At 39.7% G+C, this 16,295-nt stretch carries 14 protein-coding genes; 1 reads left to right on the plus strand and 13 read right to left on the minus strand.

From position 1 onward, the window contains the following. Positions 1-25 precede the first annotated feature (25 nt). The 7 genes from AN619_RS02840 to AN619_RS02870 form a co-directional block, all read right to left on the minus strand. The gene (locus AN619_RS02840; protein ID WP_068554911.1) at positions 26-742 is read right to left on the minus strand and encodes a TIGR03936 family radical SAM-associated protein; all 717 of its coding nucleotides are present in this window, start codon (positions 740-742) and stop codon (positions 26-28) included. Continuing rightward, on the minus strand, positions 742-2,580 hold the full coding sequence (locus tag AN619_RS02845; protein WP_068554913.1) for a TIGR03960 family B12-binding radical SAM protein: 1,839 nt from the start codon (positions 2,578-2,580) through the stop codon (positions 742-744). The genes AN619_RS02840 and AN619_RS02845 overlap by 1 nt, the downstream gene beginning before the upstream one ends. A gap of 106 nt (positions 2,581-2,686) precedes the next feature. After that, the gene (locus tag AN619_RS02850; protein ID WP_068554915.1) at positions 2,687-3,565 is read right to left on the minus strand and encodes a M50 family metallopeptidase; all 879 of its coding nucleotides are present in this window, start codon (positions 3,563-3,565) and stop codon (positions 2,687-2,689) included. A 19-nt stretch (positions 3,566-3,584) separates the two neighbouring features. After that, entirely contained in the window at positions 3,585-4,331 is a 747-nt protein-coding gene (locus AN619_RS02855; RefSeq protein ID WP_068554917.1) for a M23 family metallopeptidase, read from the minus strand. Between the two features lie 362 nt (positions 4,332-4,693). Continuing rightward, positions 4,694-5,713: a polyprenyl synthetase family protein gene (locus AN619_RS02860; protein WP_068554919.1), complete on the minus strand. Its 1,020-nt coding sequence runs from the start codon at positions 5,711-5,713 to the stop codon at positions 4,694-4,696. Next, positions 5,688-6,728, minus strand: a complete 1,041-nt coding sequence (locus tag AN619_RS02865; RefSeq protein WP_068554921.1) for an FAD:protein FMN transferase — start codon at positions 6,726-6,728, stop codon at positions 5,688-5,690. The genes AN619_RS02860 and AN619_RS02865 overlap by 26 nt, the downstream gene beginning before the upstream one ends. Positions 6,729-6,820: 92 nt before the next feature. Further along, positions 6,821-7,618, minus strand: coding sequence for an FMN-binding protein (locus AN619_RS02870; RefSeq protein ID WP_068554923.1), 798 nt, complete (start codon positions 7,616-7,618; stop codon positions 6,821-6,823). A 307-nt stretch (positions 7,619-7,925) separates the two neighbouring features. On the opposite strand from AN619_RS02870, the gene AN619_RS02875 reads away from it, so the two are divergent. Further along, positions 7,926-9,752, plus strand: coding sequence for an NAD(P)/FAD-dependent oxidoreductase (locus AN619_RS02875; RefSeq protein WP_068554925.1), 1,827 nt, complete (start codon positions 7,926-7,928; stop codon positions 9,750-9,752). 52 nt (positions 9,753-9,804) lie between these two features. On the opposite strand, the gene mgsA is transcribed toward AN619_RS02875, so the two are convergent. From mgsA to AN619_RS02905, 6 genes are all read right to left on the minus strand, one after another. Then, positions 9,805-10,221 (minus strand): methylglyoxal synthase, encoded by a 417-nt coding sequence (gene mgsA / locus AN619_RS02880; protein WP_068554927.1) that lies wholly within the window; start codon positions 10,219-10,221, stop codon positions 9,805-9,807. A 17-nt stretch (positions 10,222-10,238) separates the two neighbouring features. Beyond that, positions 10,239-11,345, minus strand: a complete 1,107-nt coding sequence (gene rodA, locus AN619_RS02885; RefSeq protein ID WP_198153217.1) for a rod shape-determining protein RodA — start codon at positions 11,343-11,345, stop codon at positions 10,239-10,241. Between the two features lie 232 nt (positions 11,346-11,577). After that, positions 11,578-11,856, minus strand: a complete 279-nt coding sequence (gene minE, locus AN619_RS02890) for a cell division topological specificity factor MinE (RefSeq protein WP_198153218.1) — start codon at positions 11,854-11,856, stop codon at positions 11,578-11,580. Positions 11,857-11,879: 23 nt separating this feature from the next. After that, positions 11,880-12,677 (minus strand): septum site-determining protein MinD, encoded by a 798-nt coding sequence (gene minD / locus AN619_RS02895; protein WP_068554929.1) that lies wholly within the window; start codon positions 12,675-12,677, stop codon positions 11,880-11,882. A 32-nt stretch (positions 12,678-12,709) separates the two neighbouring features. After that, entirely contained in the window at positions 12,710-13,351 is a 642-nt protein-coding gene (gene minC, locus AN619_RS02900) for a septum site-determining protein MinC (RefSeq protein ID WP_068554931.1), read from the minus strand. A gap of 186 nt (positions 13,352-13,537) precedes the next feature. Further along, entirely contained in the window at positions 13,538-16,291 is a 2,754-nt protein-coding gene (locus tag AN619_RS02905; RefSeq protein WP_068554933.1) for a penicillin-binding transpeptidase domain-containing protein, read from the minus strand. Positions 16,292-16,295 lie beyond the last annotated feature (4 nt).

Genomic DNA, 16,295 nt, shown 5'->3' on the forward strand with positions numbered 1-16,295 from the left:
GACATCCCCCTATATGGCTAGAATTTTACGCATTGATTTCTAATGGCGTGACCAATTTGTCATCCATGAAAGTATAGAGATCCAGTCTATGAACCCTCACCTGATCCGATAGGATGGGTGCTCCTGTGCATTCCCTAAATTTTTCGATCAATATTTCTGGTTTTAAATTTCCCTTACTGCCCGTTGCCAAGGTCATTTTCAGGATGAAATACAATGGATCATACTGTACAAGATCCATATGATAAATATAAGGCTTTATATTGATTTCTTTCTTTGTTTCTCTATTTTTTTTGTGGGTCGTCTTGCAAAGCAATATTTCCTCCTGCGCCATAAATTGAGCCAACCATTTCTTCACGTCACCTTCCTCCACAGGATGTTCCAAGACACATTTGGCAATATAGGCAGAAGCATCGATCATTGCCATCAATGCCGTGGCCCTGTGATCAATATATTTGCAGGCTACCACCCTTATCCCCTTCGGCAATTGCCCATTCAGTCTATGGATAAAAGACGGGATATCTACCTTTTCTTCAATTTCTATATCCATATACTCTCCTTCACTGGACAATCCGATGGGAACAGCAGTAGCAAAAGCTATTTTCGGGTGGGGATTAAATCCTTGGGAAAATACAAGTTTTATATCGGCTCTCCGAAGGGCTCTTTCCATTAATCGAAGCAAATCCAAATGAGAAATAAATTTCATGAAATCTGTTTTCGTAAATCGTATTCTTAACTTATACATCAACATGCACCACCTATAAATCCTTCATTGATTCCACAACCTGTACAGTTCATCCGACAATCCCGGGTCAGAAGTCCTTGTTGTGCTTTTTCGTTTTCTTTGATCAGATATTTTTTTGTTACGCCGATTTGAATATGATCCCAGGGAAGAATTTCATCACAATTCCTCTTTCGATTGGCATAAAAATGGGGGTCTATATTGCAATCCTCAAAAGCCTTCCACCATTTGTCATATTGAAAATAATCCTGCCATCCGTCAAATTTGCAGCCTGCTTGCCATGCCTTCACCAGCACATCTCCAAGTCTTCTGTCTCCCCTGGCAAAGACACCTTCCAGGAAGCTGGTCTCCGTATCATGGTAATTATATTTGATATTTTTATGTCTTAATTTGCTCTTCAAATAAGCCTGCTTTTCCTTGAGTATTTCCGTTGCATCTTGCGCCTCCCATTGAAAAGGCGTAAAAGCTTTAGGAACAAAAGAAGAAGTGCTGATGGTAACACTCAATCCTCTGCTTCTTTTTTCCTTTGGCACCTTATAGTAAGTATCCACTACCTTATAAGCCAAATCTACAATCCCGTCCAAATCTTCATAAGTTTCCGTAGGCAATCCGATCATAAAGTACAGCTTTACATGATTCCACCCTAAAGAAAAGGCATTTTCCATAGCTTGCATCAGATCATCCTCCGTAACTCCTTTATTAATGACATCCCTAAGCCTTTGGGTCCCTGCCTCGGGAGCAAAAGTTAATCCTGTTTTCCTTATTTTTTGAATCTCTTCAATCAATTGAAGGGAAAAAGAATCCAATCTTAGGGAGGGCAAAGATAAACCGACTTTTTTCTCTCCATATTGATCAATCAAATCACGTACCAATGGGTACAGGGAAGAATAATCGCTGGTACTTAAGGATGCAAGGGATAACTCTTCGTAACCAGTATTTTTTATAAGCCGATGGGCCAATTCTTTGACTGTATATGCAGATCGCTCCCGAATGGGCCTGTAAATCATACCCGCTTGACAGAACCTGCAGCCTCTGGTACATCCCCTAAAAATTTCCACCATGGCACGGTCATGAACAATATCAATAAAGGGTACGATCATTTTTTGAGGATAGTAGGCCTCATCCAGATTTTTGACAATGCGCTTGGATATTTTTTGGGGATAGCTTGTTTTTTTAGGGATAAATTCCTGAATAGTACCATCATCCTTATATTTCACTTCATAAAAAGAAGGGATGTAAACACCTTGTATATGGACAATAGATTCTAAAAACTCTGCCTTTAACTTTCCTGAACTTTTCCATTGCCGATATTTATCCAATATTTCCAAAATGACCTCTTCAGCCTCACCAAGAACAAATATATCCACGATGTCTGCCAAAGGTTCCGGATTATAGGCACAAGGTCCTCCTGCGATAATAAAAGGGTCGTCTTCCCCCCTTTGGCTGCTTTTGATTGGTATATGCCCCAAGGCAAGCATATTTAACAAATTAGAATAACTCAACTCATATTGCAAAGTAAATCCGATAAAATCCAGGTCTTTGATAGGACTATGGGTTTCAAGGGTAAACAATGGCATCCCTTCTTTTTTTAACAATTCCTCCATGTCAATCCAAGGGGCGAAAATTCTTTCGCAGAAAACATCCTCTTGATCATTTAAAAGATTATATAAAATATGCATCCCCAGATGGGACATACCTACTTCATATACATCAGGAAACGCAAAACCGAATCGAATAGAAATTGTATCTAAGTTTTTTACGATGCTGTTCACCTCATTGCCAATGTATCGGGCAGGCTTTTCAACTTGATAAAGCAATGTATCCAAATTGATTCTGTGCATCTCTGATCCTCCTATACATCCATTGATTTCTTCTCTAGTATTTGTATAGATCCTGACATCGATACCTGTATTTTCATCCTTTGTATCGCATTACTATTGTATCATTTTACCTATACATTAACAACTTTTCTAAAGTAACATTTAAACCGTATTGGACCATTCCATCCATTACCTCCGTCTCTGTTACAAAGCCTAGAATATTGCATTTTTTATCCATCACCACAACAATATGATACTTCTTCGGAACAAATTGATCGATAATTTCTTTTAGCGGCGTATTTTTCATCGCTGCCAAATGCCTCGTCTTTAACACACCTTCTCTCATAAGACATTGTTTCTTTTGCATAATTTCTTTCATAAAAATAAAAGCTGCCATTTTATATTCTCTGTGGGCAGCAATGTATAAAAAAACAGCGATCAAAGAGACGAATAAATTTAGAATATGATATCGACGAATATATAGCCCCCATATGAATATTCCTACACTAAGAATTTTTGAAATCGCTACCGCTGCTTTTGTTGCCCTTTTCAATCCTACAAGACAGGCCATATATGCCCTAAATATTCTCCCTCCGTCCAATGGAATCATAGGCAGTAGATTGAAAATCCCGATCATCATATTCGAATAAACAAAAAAAAGAAGCAATTCATGTTTTGTCATCAGCCGGCAGTAAATTTGATATCCTGCAAAGGCCATCAACAAATTTGAGAAAGGTCCCACCGCCGCAATTATCATCTCATGTCGTGGATTTACACCAATAGATCCTTCCATTCTGGCAACCCCTCCAAAGGGAAATATCTCTACATCATAAATCTGATATCCCAATCTTTTTGCCACAATGGTATGGGCCCCTTCATGAAGCAATACAACGATAAAAGAAAGAAGGGCATTTTCTATATATCCAAAAATAAAAAATAAAGCAAATGCAATACACATCAACAGGTTTATTTTGATCTCTATACCATATATTTTTATAAAGGTCATGGATGGGCCACCCTCTATCCTAAAGCTTCTTTTTATCAAATTTGATATAGTGGGTCGGGTCAACCACATGGTCATTTACCCATAGTTCAAAATGCATATAAGTATCCTTTCCTTGCTCGTAATTCCATCTTGCGATTTCCTGTCCTTGTTTTACTTTTTCTCCTTTTGTTCCAATGATCTCGGAGCAATTTCCATAAAATGAGCTTACGTTTGCTTTATGCTGGATTTTGATAAATTTTCCAAACTTTTCGCTTTCACCAATTTCTATGATTTCCCCATCGGCAATGGATACAATGGGCTGATTTTTGGCGGGCAATATATTAACTCCTATTTGAAAACTTTTTGTGTTCAGCACAGGATCAATATTTTCTCCGTATGGGGAAATAATCTCTCCCTGAATGGGCGCAACAAAACTGAGTCCCTCAATTTCTTCCTTGCCAAATCCATGAAATACACTGATCATCTTATTGGGGAGAGCAGGAATTTCTTGGGCATATCTTACAATTTTTTTCATTGATTTTTTTACATCCATTTCCTGGTTGAGCGTTGTTTTCATCATTTCCGTTATCCTATTTGTAATGGGTGTATTAATATTCTTGATGAGGATCACAACAAGGACAAGGATCATACAGAGAACAATTTGTCTCAATATTTTTTTATAAAAATCATTTCCTTTACGCATTCCATAAAAAGGTGAGCTTATTTTTCTGGTGTATATATTTATCTTTGGTCTATCAAAACCCATTCTTCCATACGATTTGTTCATAAATACCCTCCTTATGCTATTGTAATTAATATAATATATTGTTTCATAGGTGCAATTATTACAAAAGGAGGAATCAAGAGATAAAAATAGAAGGCTTTTCTCAAAAAAAGAAAAGAGGAAAGTATTCCCTTTTCTCTCAGTCTGTAGAAAAAGTAATGGGATAAGTAAAAACCCTTGAGATTTAGGCTTCGTCGCGAATCAGCAAGCCGCTTTTTTCCCCCATTTTTTTTATTTAGAAAAGCGGCGCAGGTCTGAGCAGGAAGGCAAATCTCAAGGGTTTGTCTACAAGAAAAGAGGAAAGTATTCCCTTTCCCCTTATCTTCTGTAGCATGCCTATGGCATCCATCAAATTTTTTCAGGTTTTAACTCATTCTATGCCGCATCATTTCTATCAAATCCAATAATATATGGGTGCATTCATGGTCCGGTATCCTTTTTAAACTGGAAACAGCCTTATCGTAATATCTGTCCTCTAAATTTTTCGTATATTGAATCCCACCGGACTGCTTTATGATATGAATGATTTCAGTAACATCTTTTTTTGTAAAATGATGTCTCTTTAATATATTCAGCACCTCTTGGCCATAGGCAGTATTTTGGATGGTGTATAAAAAAGGCAGTGTATAGACACCCTCCAAAATATCATTCCCTGTGGGCTTCCCAACGGTTTCATCATTGCCTGTCACATCCAGCAGGTCATCCTTTAGCTGAAAAGCAGTCCCCAGAGCCATGCCATACTTTCTGAGATTCCTAATGATATAGGGATCACATTCGGAAATTTCTGCCCCTACTTGGCAGCAAAGACCAAACAATAAGGCAGTTTTATATTTTATTCTCTTCAAATAGGTGCTGGCAGAGGTATGATAATTGTATTTTGAAACATGCTGCTCGATTTCCCCTTCGCATATTGCTTTTACAAATCTGGACAGGTGTAAAATTTTTTCCCCATGATTCACCGTAGCAGCCAATAAAAATGCTTTACTGAACAAGTAATCTCCTGTATAAACAGCTACATCCTTTCCGTATTTTGACTGTGCAGTCTCAATACCTCGCCTTTTTTTCGCATTATCAATAATATCATCATGGATCAATGTAGCCATATGAAATAATTCTAATGCTGCTGCCAAAGGCACGATTTTACTGCTGTCGTAATTCCCATATTGGGCGCATATGATGGTTAGGGCCGGCCTGATCCTCTTGCCCCCCGCCTTTAGCAGGTCCATGGAAGCTTCTTCCACGATTTTTCTTCTGGTTTTTACTGTTTTTTCTAGTACATCTTCTACTTTGTCCATTTCTTTTTGTACGTTGGGATATTTACTCCAAAAACTCAATTCATCACCTTCTTCATGCTGTACATTAATCGACGATCTCAAATCCGTCATTGGCAATCTTCAATCTTCCTTTCAAACCGGAAGATAGATAAACCTTTTTTCCCTCTGTAATGATAATGCACTCCACACCTTCCATACTTTCTATCAGCTTCATACCCTTCTCTAATCCCAATACGTATACACTGGTAGAAAGGGCATCAGCATCAATGGAGCTGTCTGTGATAATAGTGGCGCTAATCACGCCATTTTCAGAGGGATATCCTGTTTTGGGATCTATGATATGATGATACCTCTTTCCGTCCCTCATAAAATATCTCTCATAATTTCCCGATGTTACCACCGTCTGATCTGTAATCTCTATAACGCCCATGTGGGTCCCTGTAGGTTCAAAGGGATCCTGTATGCCAATCTTCCATGGCGTACCATCCGTTTTTTTCCCTACGGCTACCACATTCCCTCCAAGATTAATTATAGCATGCTTTATCCCTTTTTCCCTTATTATTTTTGTAACCGCATCTGCTGCGTATCCTTTTGCAATGCCGCCTAAATCCAATTGCATACCATCGATATCAAGCTTGACCTTGTTTTCATCTTGAAACTTTATGCCTTTATAGTCCACATATTTCAGTACTTCCTGGATTTCATCCAGTCTGGGAACCCTCTCCTTTTCCGTTCCTATTCCCCAAAGTTTTACCAAAGGTCCTATGGCAGGATTGAAGGCTCCGTCGGTCAGCGCCGCATATGCAAAACCTTTTCGAAGTACTGTCATTGTATCGTCGCTTACCGCAACATATTCCTTTCCTGCGTAGCGATTAATTTCATTAACCTCGCTATTCGCAATATTGACACTCATTTTCTGCTCAATTTGGTAAATCCGTTGAAAGCACTCTCGAATCACAGCCATCCCTTCTGCCTTATCTTCTGTCCAAAGGCTTAGTTGCAGGTGAGTTCCCAGCATGTAAGCTGAATCCGTTATCATTTGTTTTTGTGGATTACAGGCGGGCAGCAAAAATACAAAAATGATGACAAAGGCCTGTGCGGCCAATAGAAAAGTTTTTTTCTTCATATTTTTCCCTCTCTTGATATTTTTCTTAGTGTCAAATTCATTCATGAATAACTATAAGTCCCAATACATGTTGTATTGGGACTTACCGGTGATTATTTTCTTTTTCCAATTGCCTCTGCTGCTAAAGCTTTAAATTTATTAGAAGTTCCTGTGGCCCCTGTGACAACGTCAACGGCACTGGGATCTTGCTTTTCAATTAAAGCCTTCTCTAAAGCAGCATGAGCTTCCTCTGCTGAAATACCTGACTTCTCCTTGAAACTTTTGTTGTATTCCGCATCTTCTCTTTTCTTGGTTCCATCTTCTTTCACTTCATTGTAGACAACCTTTACGATTTTTCCATTTTCATAAGTCACCGCAATCTCTGCTTTCCATCCTCTTTCATCAGGAGCAGCCTCGGCAGCCTTATATGTAGCGTTCATCGGCAAGACTACAACAGCGGTATCACCTTTTGCTGCATTGGCTAAAGCGGCTTTACTCAACTCCACAAAATGCTCAAAGGAACCGGTAGCTCCCGTTACCACATCCACTTTCTCGATATCTTGGGCCGCCACTAACCCTTCATTCATCTTTGCAGCAGCTTCTGCAGGCGTTATGCCTGTCTTTGCTTTCATTCTCTCAGCATAAGCCGTATCTTGACTCTTCAACTTGCCTTCAGGATTTACATAATCAAAATTTGCTTTCGTAATTTTTCCGCTTTCAATCACAAGCTCAACCTGAGGCTTCCAACCGTTCCCATCAATAAAATCATAGGTAGCTTTGTATGTTCCATCCTTATACTTAGATTCTGCAGCCGGTTGCTCCTGTGCTGGTTGCTGCGCAGGCTTTGCGCATCCCACGGCTAATGCTAAAATCAGCAATACTGCTACAACCAATGACAAGATTCTTTTCACATCGTTTCCCCCTTTATTTGATTCTTAATCACATTATAAAATTATTTTATAATTTTATTTTAGCCTTGTCAATTTTTTCATAAAGTGAATTCTTTTCATTTTTTCCAAAAAATTATTTGATATTTGGCATTATCGAATATTATCCCTTAATATCGCCATAATTCTTTTATATGCTATACATTGTTTTATTATGCATCCATTGACATCTTTGCTATAATACCAATAACAGCATTTTTAACATCTAATTTAAAATTTTAAAATGAAACAGCAATTGAATTTATCATGATTTTAAAAGGGGGGACTATCGGTGAAACGTGTAATCGTATTAGGTGCCGGATATGCCGGCATCGATGCTGCATTGACACTGCATAAGAAATTGAAGAAAGAAGATGTTTCCATTGCAATTATTGACAAAAATGATCGCCATACCCTATTGACAGAGCTCCACGAGGTGGCAGGCAATAGGGTCGACGAGGAAAGTGTAAAAATATATCTCAAGGATATATTTCAATACACAAAAGTCCACGTCATTCAAGATGAAATCCAATCCATTGACTTTGAATCACAGACGCTCATTTCTGATAACAACGCCTATCCCTATGATTATCTTATCATTGGGTGCGGCAGCGAACCTGCTTATTTCGGCATTGAAGGGATGGAAGAAAACGCTTTCACTCTTTGGTCTTTAGAAGATGCTAAAAAAATCAACCGTCATATTCGCACCATGTTCCAACTGGCTTCCCAGGAGAAAAATTTCGAAAAACGAAAAGAATATCTGACTTTTGTAGTGGGTGGCGGCGGTTTTACAGGTATTGAAATGGTTGGGGAACTGATTCAATGGCGGGACGTTCTTTGCAAAGAATACAATATTTCAAGAAACGAAGTACGTTTGATTGTGGTGGAAGCCATGGACAAAATCTTAGCCGTCTACCACCAAAGCTTAATAGATAAAGCAATGAAATATTTAGCAAAAAACAAGGTGGAAGTATTCACCAATTCCCCTATCACCAAAGTTGCCCCCGATCATTTAGAATTAAAAGACGGAGCCCTTATCAAAACCCATACAGTGATTTGGACCGGCGGCATCAAGGTGAACAGTTTTGTGGAAAAATTGGGACTTCCTGCTGCCCAGAGAGGAAGGGGCAGAGTTGAGGTAAATGAATATGCCCAATCCACCAAATACCCCAATGTATTCTTGGTAGGAGATAACTCCTATTTTGTGGAAGAAGATGGCAAACCTCTCCCCCTGCTGGTAGAATCTGCAATACAAACCGGTAGAGCCGCCGCAAAAAATGTGGTGAACCTCATCCGCAACAAACCCCTGGAGAAATGCAAACCAAAGCTCCACGGTACAATGGTATCCATTGGCCGCAAGTATGCCGTTGCCGACACTATGGGCATACGCACCTCCGGCTGGATGGCTTTATTGTTGAAGCATATGGTGAATATCCATTATCAGTTTGAGGTAGCCGGTTTTGAACAGGTCATTCGCTATTTGAAACACCAGTTTGTACATCGCCGCAAGGATGACAGCATTATCAAAAAACACCTCACCACAGAAAACTTTACCTTCTGGATGGTGATTATGAGGGTCTATTTAGGTTATATGTGGCTCATGCAGGGCATTCATAAATATAATGACGGCTGGCTTTCAAAGGTTTCTATCTATGCCGAGAGAATCACCGGTGCTGCAGCAAATGCCACTGCGTCCGCCTCCCAGGCAGCCGACGCCACCGCATCGGCCTCCCAAGCGGTTGAAGGGGCTGCAGAGGTCATTGCAAAGGGTATGAATCTTATTGGTCAGCATACGCCCGATTGGTATGCTTGGATTTGTGAAAATATCATTGTACCAAATGCCATGTTCTTCCAAACGCTTATCGTTCTAACAGAACTCGGTTTGGGCATTGCATTTATCACGGGTACTTTTACCTTTATTGCTGCAATCATATCCATTGGCATGAACATCAACTTCCTCCTCTCCACAGGCCTATATGACTATTGGTATCTCGTCACCTCCATCGCTTGCCTTGGCGGGGCCGGACGTGCTTTTGGGGTAGATCATTATCTCATTCCTTGGTTGATGCGGCAATGGAGATATTTTAGCAGAAATAAAAGCATGAAGATAAATGTCTAATAAAAATTGAAACTTTTACAATAAATAACCATCGGGGATAAATCCCCGATGGTTATTTATTACAACTATTACAACTCCTAACGATTTCCCGCCAGTGAAATTCTCCTTTTTCCATGGCACGAATCAAAATTTCGGCCGTAGCAATATTCGTCGCCACAGGTATCTTATAAACATCACACAGTCTTAGTAACGCTAAAATATCCGGTTCATGGGGTTGAGCCGTCAGAGGATCTCTTAGAAAAATCACCAAATCCATATTATTTTTGGCAATTTCAGCCCCAATTTGTTGATCTCCTCCCAAGGGTCCCGATTGAACCCTTATCACAGCAAGTCCCGTAGCTTCCTGGATCATTCTTCCTGTAGTACCGGTGGCGATGATGGTATGATTTTCCAATATATGCTTATAAGCTATGGCAAAATGAATCATCGTTTCCTTTTTCTTATCATGGGCAATTAAGGCAATATTCAACCAAAGCCCCTCCCTCTCTAAAATTTAATCTTCTGTCTTCTCATGCCAATATTCAGCACAATCCCTACAGCCATCATACTTGTCAGCAATGAACTCCCTCCATAACTCAAGAAGGGCAGGGTAACCCCTGTGACCGGCATAACCCCCATGGTCATTCCTATATTTTCAAATATCTGAAAAGCAAACATGGAGGTAATGCCAACCACAACCAAAGAACCATAGATATCCTTCGATACCTTTGCAATCTTCATCATTTTGTAAAGAAATACAAAGTATAGCAACAGCACAATCGCTCCACCAATAAAACCAAATTCTTCGCCGAGAACGGCAAAAATAAAGTCCGTTTCCTGTACCGGCAGGAAATCAAAATTGTTTTGTGTCCCTTTGTATAACCCTTTTCCCAACAGTCGGCCGGAACCAATGGCTATTTTCGATTGCATTACATGGTAGTTGCCGGGCAAACTGGGATCCGAGGGATTTAAAAAAGCATCAATCCTTATCCGTTGGTGAGGAGCCAGGAACTTATATACAATAGGCAAAGAAATGATTCCAGACAAGAATCCCATCCCTAAAATTTTGTAGCTTAACCCGGATGCAAAGGTCATTCCAAGCACAATCACCACAAACACAAGGGCTGTACCTAAATCAGGCTCTTTTAATATTAATAGAATCGGAAGCCCCCCATAGATTCCAACCGGTATTAGATCCCGAATGGTGCTTAATTGATTTTGCCTGGATTCAAGAAATTTGGCAAAGGACAGAATAAAACCAATTTTCACGATTTCTGACGGCTGAAAATCTACAGGTCCCAGGTTAATCCAGCTTCTGGCACCGGCTTGCACTTTCCCGAGCCCCGGGATATATACTGCCAAGAGCATCAGAATAGATACAACATAAATTGCTTTGTCAAAATTGGCATATAGATTATAATCAATCAATAAAATGACCGCCATCACCATAAGGCCAAGAAAAAAAGCTATTCCTTGCACTTTCACCTGCCGGGTCAGTCCTTCTTGAGTTACATGGGTTGCACTGCTAATCATGATCAGGCCAATACAAAAAATAAGGACAATCGTTATCACTAAACCGAAATCTATATTTTTTATTAATTTTTTATCAATCATGTATGCACCTCTTCTATAGATTTGCAACTTTAAGTTGTCAGTCACCAGTTGCCGGTACTGGTGGCTGGTGACTGGCAACAAAACATTTGCTGCATAAAAAGCTTATCTTCCTAAAAGCATACATCAAACTTCAGCATTGTATGTCTACAATATTCCTAAATAAAATTATATCATATTCGGCATATAAAAAAAACGAAAAACCTTTTTATTGGTTTTTCGCCCATTTTCCCTCTTATCTTGTCTTCATTTTTTTTATCGGAATATTTGCAATCAATGCTGGTACCATGGCATCACCTGTGTTTTTCTTTGTCTTCGTAATCTTGATATCTAATCCGTCTTCATCTATTTCCATATAGTCGGAAATGACATTCAATAGATCTCCTTTTATCATTTCAAGAAAATTGGGTGAGCAATTTGTTCGATCATGAACAAGTACCAACTTTAGTCTTTCCTTTGCAACATTCTTACTGGAGGCGTCTTCTTTACTAAAAAGCTTAAATAAGTCCATCATGATTGCTATCCCCCTTTAACAACTTATTTGCCAATACCAAAAAGCTTTCTCAGCTTTGTCATAAAACTCTCTTCCCCTTCTAACTGCAAGAAAGGTACCTCTTCTCCTAAAATTCTCTTTGTAATATTTCGATAAGCTCGTCCCGCCATAGATTTTTCGTCAGTCACGGCTGGTTCTCCTTTATTGGTGGATATGACGATTGCCTCATCGTCAGGTACAACCCCAAGCAAATCAATGGCCAAAATATCAATCATGTCCTCGATATTCATCATATCTCCTCTTTTTACCATGTCTACCCTGATCCTGTTGATGATAAGCTGTGGGTTTCTCAATTCCGCAGCTTCTAGCAAACCAATGATTCTGTCGGCATCCCTAACGGCAGAAATTTCCGGTGTAGTGACCACAATTGCTTTGTCAGCACCGGCAATTGCATTTTTAAATCCCTGCTCAATACCAGCCGGACAGTCTACAATCACATAGTCAAACATCTCTTTTAATTCATTGCACAAATCCTGCATCTGCTGTGGGTTTACTGCATTCTTATCCTTTGTCTGGGCGGCCGGCAAAAGGTATAAATTCTCAAATCGCTTATCTTTAATTAGAGCTTGTCTTAACCTGCAAACTCCCTCTACTACATCTACAATATCATATACGATTCTGTTTTCCAATCCCATCACTACATCTAAATTTCTAAGACCGATATCGGCATCTACCACCACAACTTTTTTCCCAGAAAGTGCCAATCCAGTCCCTATATTTGCAGTTGTTGTTGTCTTCCCAACTCCACCTTTTCCAGAAGTCACTACAAGAACTTCACCCATATTTTTTCCCCCCAACATACGATATCTTTTTGTTATTTATTTGGCAAGTAAGGCTCTATCATCAGGACATCATCCTTTATCACAGCCAGTTCCGGAGTCATTGGCCTGATTTTTTCATTATCCGGAGATCTCGCAATGACATCAGCAATTCTCAATTGTGTAGGCTGCAAGCTATAGGCTGCCACAAAAGCCTTTTCATTTCCGCTGGCGCCGGCATGGGCAAGTCCTCTCAATGCTCCCATGACCAGGATATTTCCTTCTGCAATAATCTCTGCACCGGGGTTTACATCTCCCACAATAACAACATTGCCTTTGTAAATAATTCTTTGGCCTGATCGAATGGTTGCCCGTATAAATTTTGTACAGCCCTCTTCAATTCCTTCAAATACTTGACCTTCCTTTTCCTCGCTTTCGTTCTGCGAGGTTGCCTCAGCTTCCTCCACCAAAATCATGCCATACGCTGCATGGATGATTTCTTTAATTTCATTTTTTTCCTCTTCCGTTAGTGCTTTTCCCTCAATCCCTATTACCTTTGCACCTAAAAAAAATTGCCTAGCGGATTCCAACTTGTCTAAGAGCTGTTGCTTCAAATCTTGATACTCCATCAGGGGATTGAAATGGATGCATATGCCATCCCTATTGCCCTTGAAGGATACAGAAGTATTTTTAGACATTATAGGATTACCTCCACTGAACACGAATAAATCTGCGACATTATATTTATTCTTCATCACGAAAATAAATCCTTTTTTTTTTCTGAAAAAAGTCCCTTGAAAACATTTTCAGCATGAAAAAACACTAAAAAGCCTAAATAGTTCCTCAAATTTTATCTTTTTTTAAAAAAAACTTACAAGCATATATTATCTTGTAAGTGTATTTTCCAAACTCACCGGATCATAAGTTTTATTTAAGCCTAAATACTCTGCAATAATTTCCCGAGCAATAGGCGCTGCATATCCGCCATGTCCCCCTTGAAAAATCAGACTGACCACAACAATTTGAGGATCTTCATAGGGCGCATAAGAGACAAACCATGCAAAGTTATCATAATTATCTTTAAACTGATCTAGCTGTTCATTGGTAATTCTATGGTTGCTAAGAAGTTTGATGGCATCTCTCATGGCATCCCCTTCGTCTTTATATTTATCCCTATGTTCTGACATCAATTGTTTTGTCTTTGCTTCAATATCTTCCATCCTCAGAGAAGGTGCAATCCAACGGGCATACTTCTTCAAATATTCAACCTCATCCTTAGGTTGAATTTTTCCTGCCCGCTGGGCGGTACCTGTCTTTGCAGCAACCTTCACAGGAAAGTTCCCAAATACGGCCCTCCCTGTACCGCCTTCTTCTTGCGTAACATTGGACATACCGCGTTTGATATGTTTTAAGTTGTTATAGTCCTTCAATGGTACCCGTTCTCCTTTTTCTTTTTCTTCATTAGAATGTTGGCTTCCAACCTTCTTGACAACACTTACCTTATTCAAATACCCTCCATTGGCAATGGCGGCAATATATCGGGCCATCTGCACAGGTGTATAAGCGTGTTCTCCCTGTCCTATGGACAGGTTGAAGGTATCACCCTTCGACCATTTTGCCTGATTGAAGTAGCTAAACTTTGCCGTATCCGCCAAGGTTTCCACCTTATCTTTCTTTACACCAAGCTTGCTGATTCGGTTGATAAGTTCTCCCCTTGAAGGATTTTCTTCCGCCCAGCTTACAATTTCATTGATTTTGTCTTCCAATGCCGTTTTGTCTGAGTAAATTTCAGTTTCAAAATATTCTTTTGCCCTGGCTTTGATGTGATTTCTCAACATGGCTTTTACAGCCCCTGTCTTTTTCTGAGGATTGGGTACACCATAAGCATTTTCGCTGATTTCAATGCCCGTAGGCTCATCCAAGCCAAACATTTTGGCATATTCCAAAAGCTTATTGACGTTCATGGATATGCCCAGCGGCTGATTTTTAAAGTGATCCCAGCCCGTAGATACGTTATAAAAATAATAGTTGCAGGACACTTCCAAAGCTTTATACAAATCAACCCATCCATGGCGGGCTTTTTTTGTATTCCACAGCCAGCAGCCAAAATTCCTGCCCCCATATCGGATATACCCGTCATCGTATAACTTTTTGTTTGGATCCATTCCCTGTTCAAGGGCCGCAAGTCCAGTAATCATTTTAAAAGTAGAGCCCGGCTGAATAGCTGCCCTTGTAGCGAGGTTGTAGAGAGGAATAGGAGACAATGGATCCCTTGGATTTTTATCCTGTAGCTCCTTCCAATCCTTTGAGGAAATACCCGTTGAAAAAAGATTGGGATTAAAACTGGGATAATTGGCCAAGGCCAATACCTCTCCCGTTTTTGCATCTAGAGCCACTACAGCCCCTGTAGTGGCATTTCGGAAGGGTTCACTGTATTTATAATTGCCCCATTTGCTCTGAAATGTTCCTCCCACCTGGATCTGTTCCAACGCATGGGCCAAAGCATCCTCGGCAACCTTTTGCAGTTTCCCATCAATGGTCAGATAGACCGTCTGCCCTTTTTCTGGTTTCTCCTCCCTCAAAATATTAATCAAACGACCATATACATCTACCTCTACATATTTTGCACCATCTTTTCCCTTTAGATTTCTCTCCAATATCCTTTCAATGCCATCTTTCCCGATAAGATCATTGGGGTTATATCCTAGCTCCTTTACGTATTTTTCCTTTTCACTGTCGGATATTTTGCTGAGATAGCCTAGTAGGTGGGAGGCAAGATTCCCATTGGGATAAAACCGTATGGGTTCTACCTCTATGTTCACCCCCGGCATATCCATGATTTTTTCTTCTACTTCTGCAACGGTTTTGGCCGTCACATTGAAAGCAATTTTGACGGGATGATATTGCCTATACCCTTGTTCCCTCAATTCATGGCGAATAATCAAAATCTTTCTGGCATCTTCATCGGAAAATTCTTCCGGTATCTTGAATTTTTCCCGCAAAGCACGAAAAGCAGCCTCTGCATTCAAATCTTGTCCAAGATTATATTTTTGCAAAAAATTTTCCTTCTGCATTTGAGGAATATATTTCATCGTCTTGACGGAGATAGGAGGATAAATACCATAATCCTGCTGCATGATCGTTTGTACTTCAAAAATATCGAGATTTCCATCTATTTCCAACTTCTCCCGCAGTATGTTAAAGGCCTCTTCTGCAGTGCTTTTTTCCTGAATGCCCTGCTCCAAAAGCCAAGTTTCAATTTCTTTGTCATAGGTAAAATAAAACTGTCCATTTTCTACGGCAATGGGAAAGTTGTCCACATATTTTTCTCCATTATTGATCAAAATGTTCAGCAAATTTACGGCAACTTCATTAATTTTTCCATCAATTAATTCATTTTTCATGATTTGCACCGTAAAACTCGGTTTATTGCCCGCAAGCAAACGTCCATATCGATCCCTGATTTCACCGCGGGGAGCGGAAATAGGGATTTTCTTTATCCGAATATTATCTGACAATTCTTTGTATTTTTCTCCTTCTACAATGGTAAGGGTGAATAATCTGAAAAAAAGAACAAAAATAAATATTGCAAAAAAAAGAATTGTTTGATTGTAGCGATCCTTTAATTTTTCAAGCATGCTA

The sequence above is a fragment of the Thermotalea metallivorans genome, assembly GCF_001562415.1.
In the GTDB taxonomy this organism is placed as follows: Bacteria; Bacillota; Clostridia; order Peptostreptococcales; family Thermotaleaceae; genus Thermotalea; species Thermotalea metallivorans.

Coding starts and splice junctions, on each gene's coding strand:
- AN619_RS02840 (WP_068554911.1), bottom strand. CDS start 742: ATGTATAAGTTAAGAATACGATTTACGAAAACAGATTTCATGAAATTT.
- AN619_RS02845 (WP_068554913.1), bottom strand. CDS start 2,580: ATGCACAGAATCAATTTGGATACATTGCTTTATCAAGTTGAAAAGCCT.
- AN619_RS02850 (WP_068554915.1), bottom strand. CDS start 3,565: ATGACCTTTATAAAAATATATGGTATAGAGATCAAAATAAACCTGTTG.
- AN619_RS02855 (WP_068554917.1), bottom strand. CDS start 4,331: ATGAACAAATCGTATGGAAGAATGGGTTTTGATAGACCAAAGATAAAT.
- AN619_RS02860 (WP_068554919.1), bottom strand. CDS start 5,713: ATGACGGATTTGAGATCGTCGATTAATGTACAGCATGAAGAAGGTGAT.
- AN619_RS02865 (WP_068554921.1), bottom strand. CDS start 6,728: ATGAAGAAAAAAACTTTTCTATTGGCCGCACAGGCCTTTGTCATCATT.
- rodA (WP_198153217.1), bottom strand. CDS start 11,345: ATGATTGATAAAAAATTAATAAAAAATATAGATTTCGGTTTAGTGATA.
- minE (WP_198153218.1), bottom strand. CDS start 11,856: ATGATGGACTTATTTAAGCTTTTTAGTAAAGAAGACGCCTCCAGTAAG.
- minD (WP_068554929.1), bottom strand. CDS start 12,677: ATGGGTGAAGTTCTTGTAGTGACTTCTGGAAAAGGTGGAGTTGGGAAG.
- minC (WP_068554931.1), bottom strand. CDS start 13,351: ATGTCTAAAAATACTTCTGTATCCTTCAAGGGCAATAGGGATGGCATA.
- AN619_RS02905 (WP_068554933.1), bottom strand. CDS start 16,291: ATGCTTGAAAAATTAAAGGATCGCTACAATCAAACAATTCTTTTTTTT.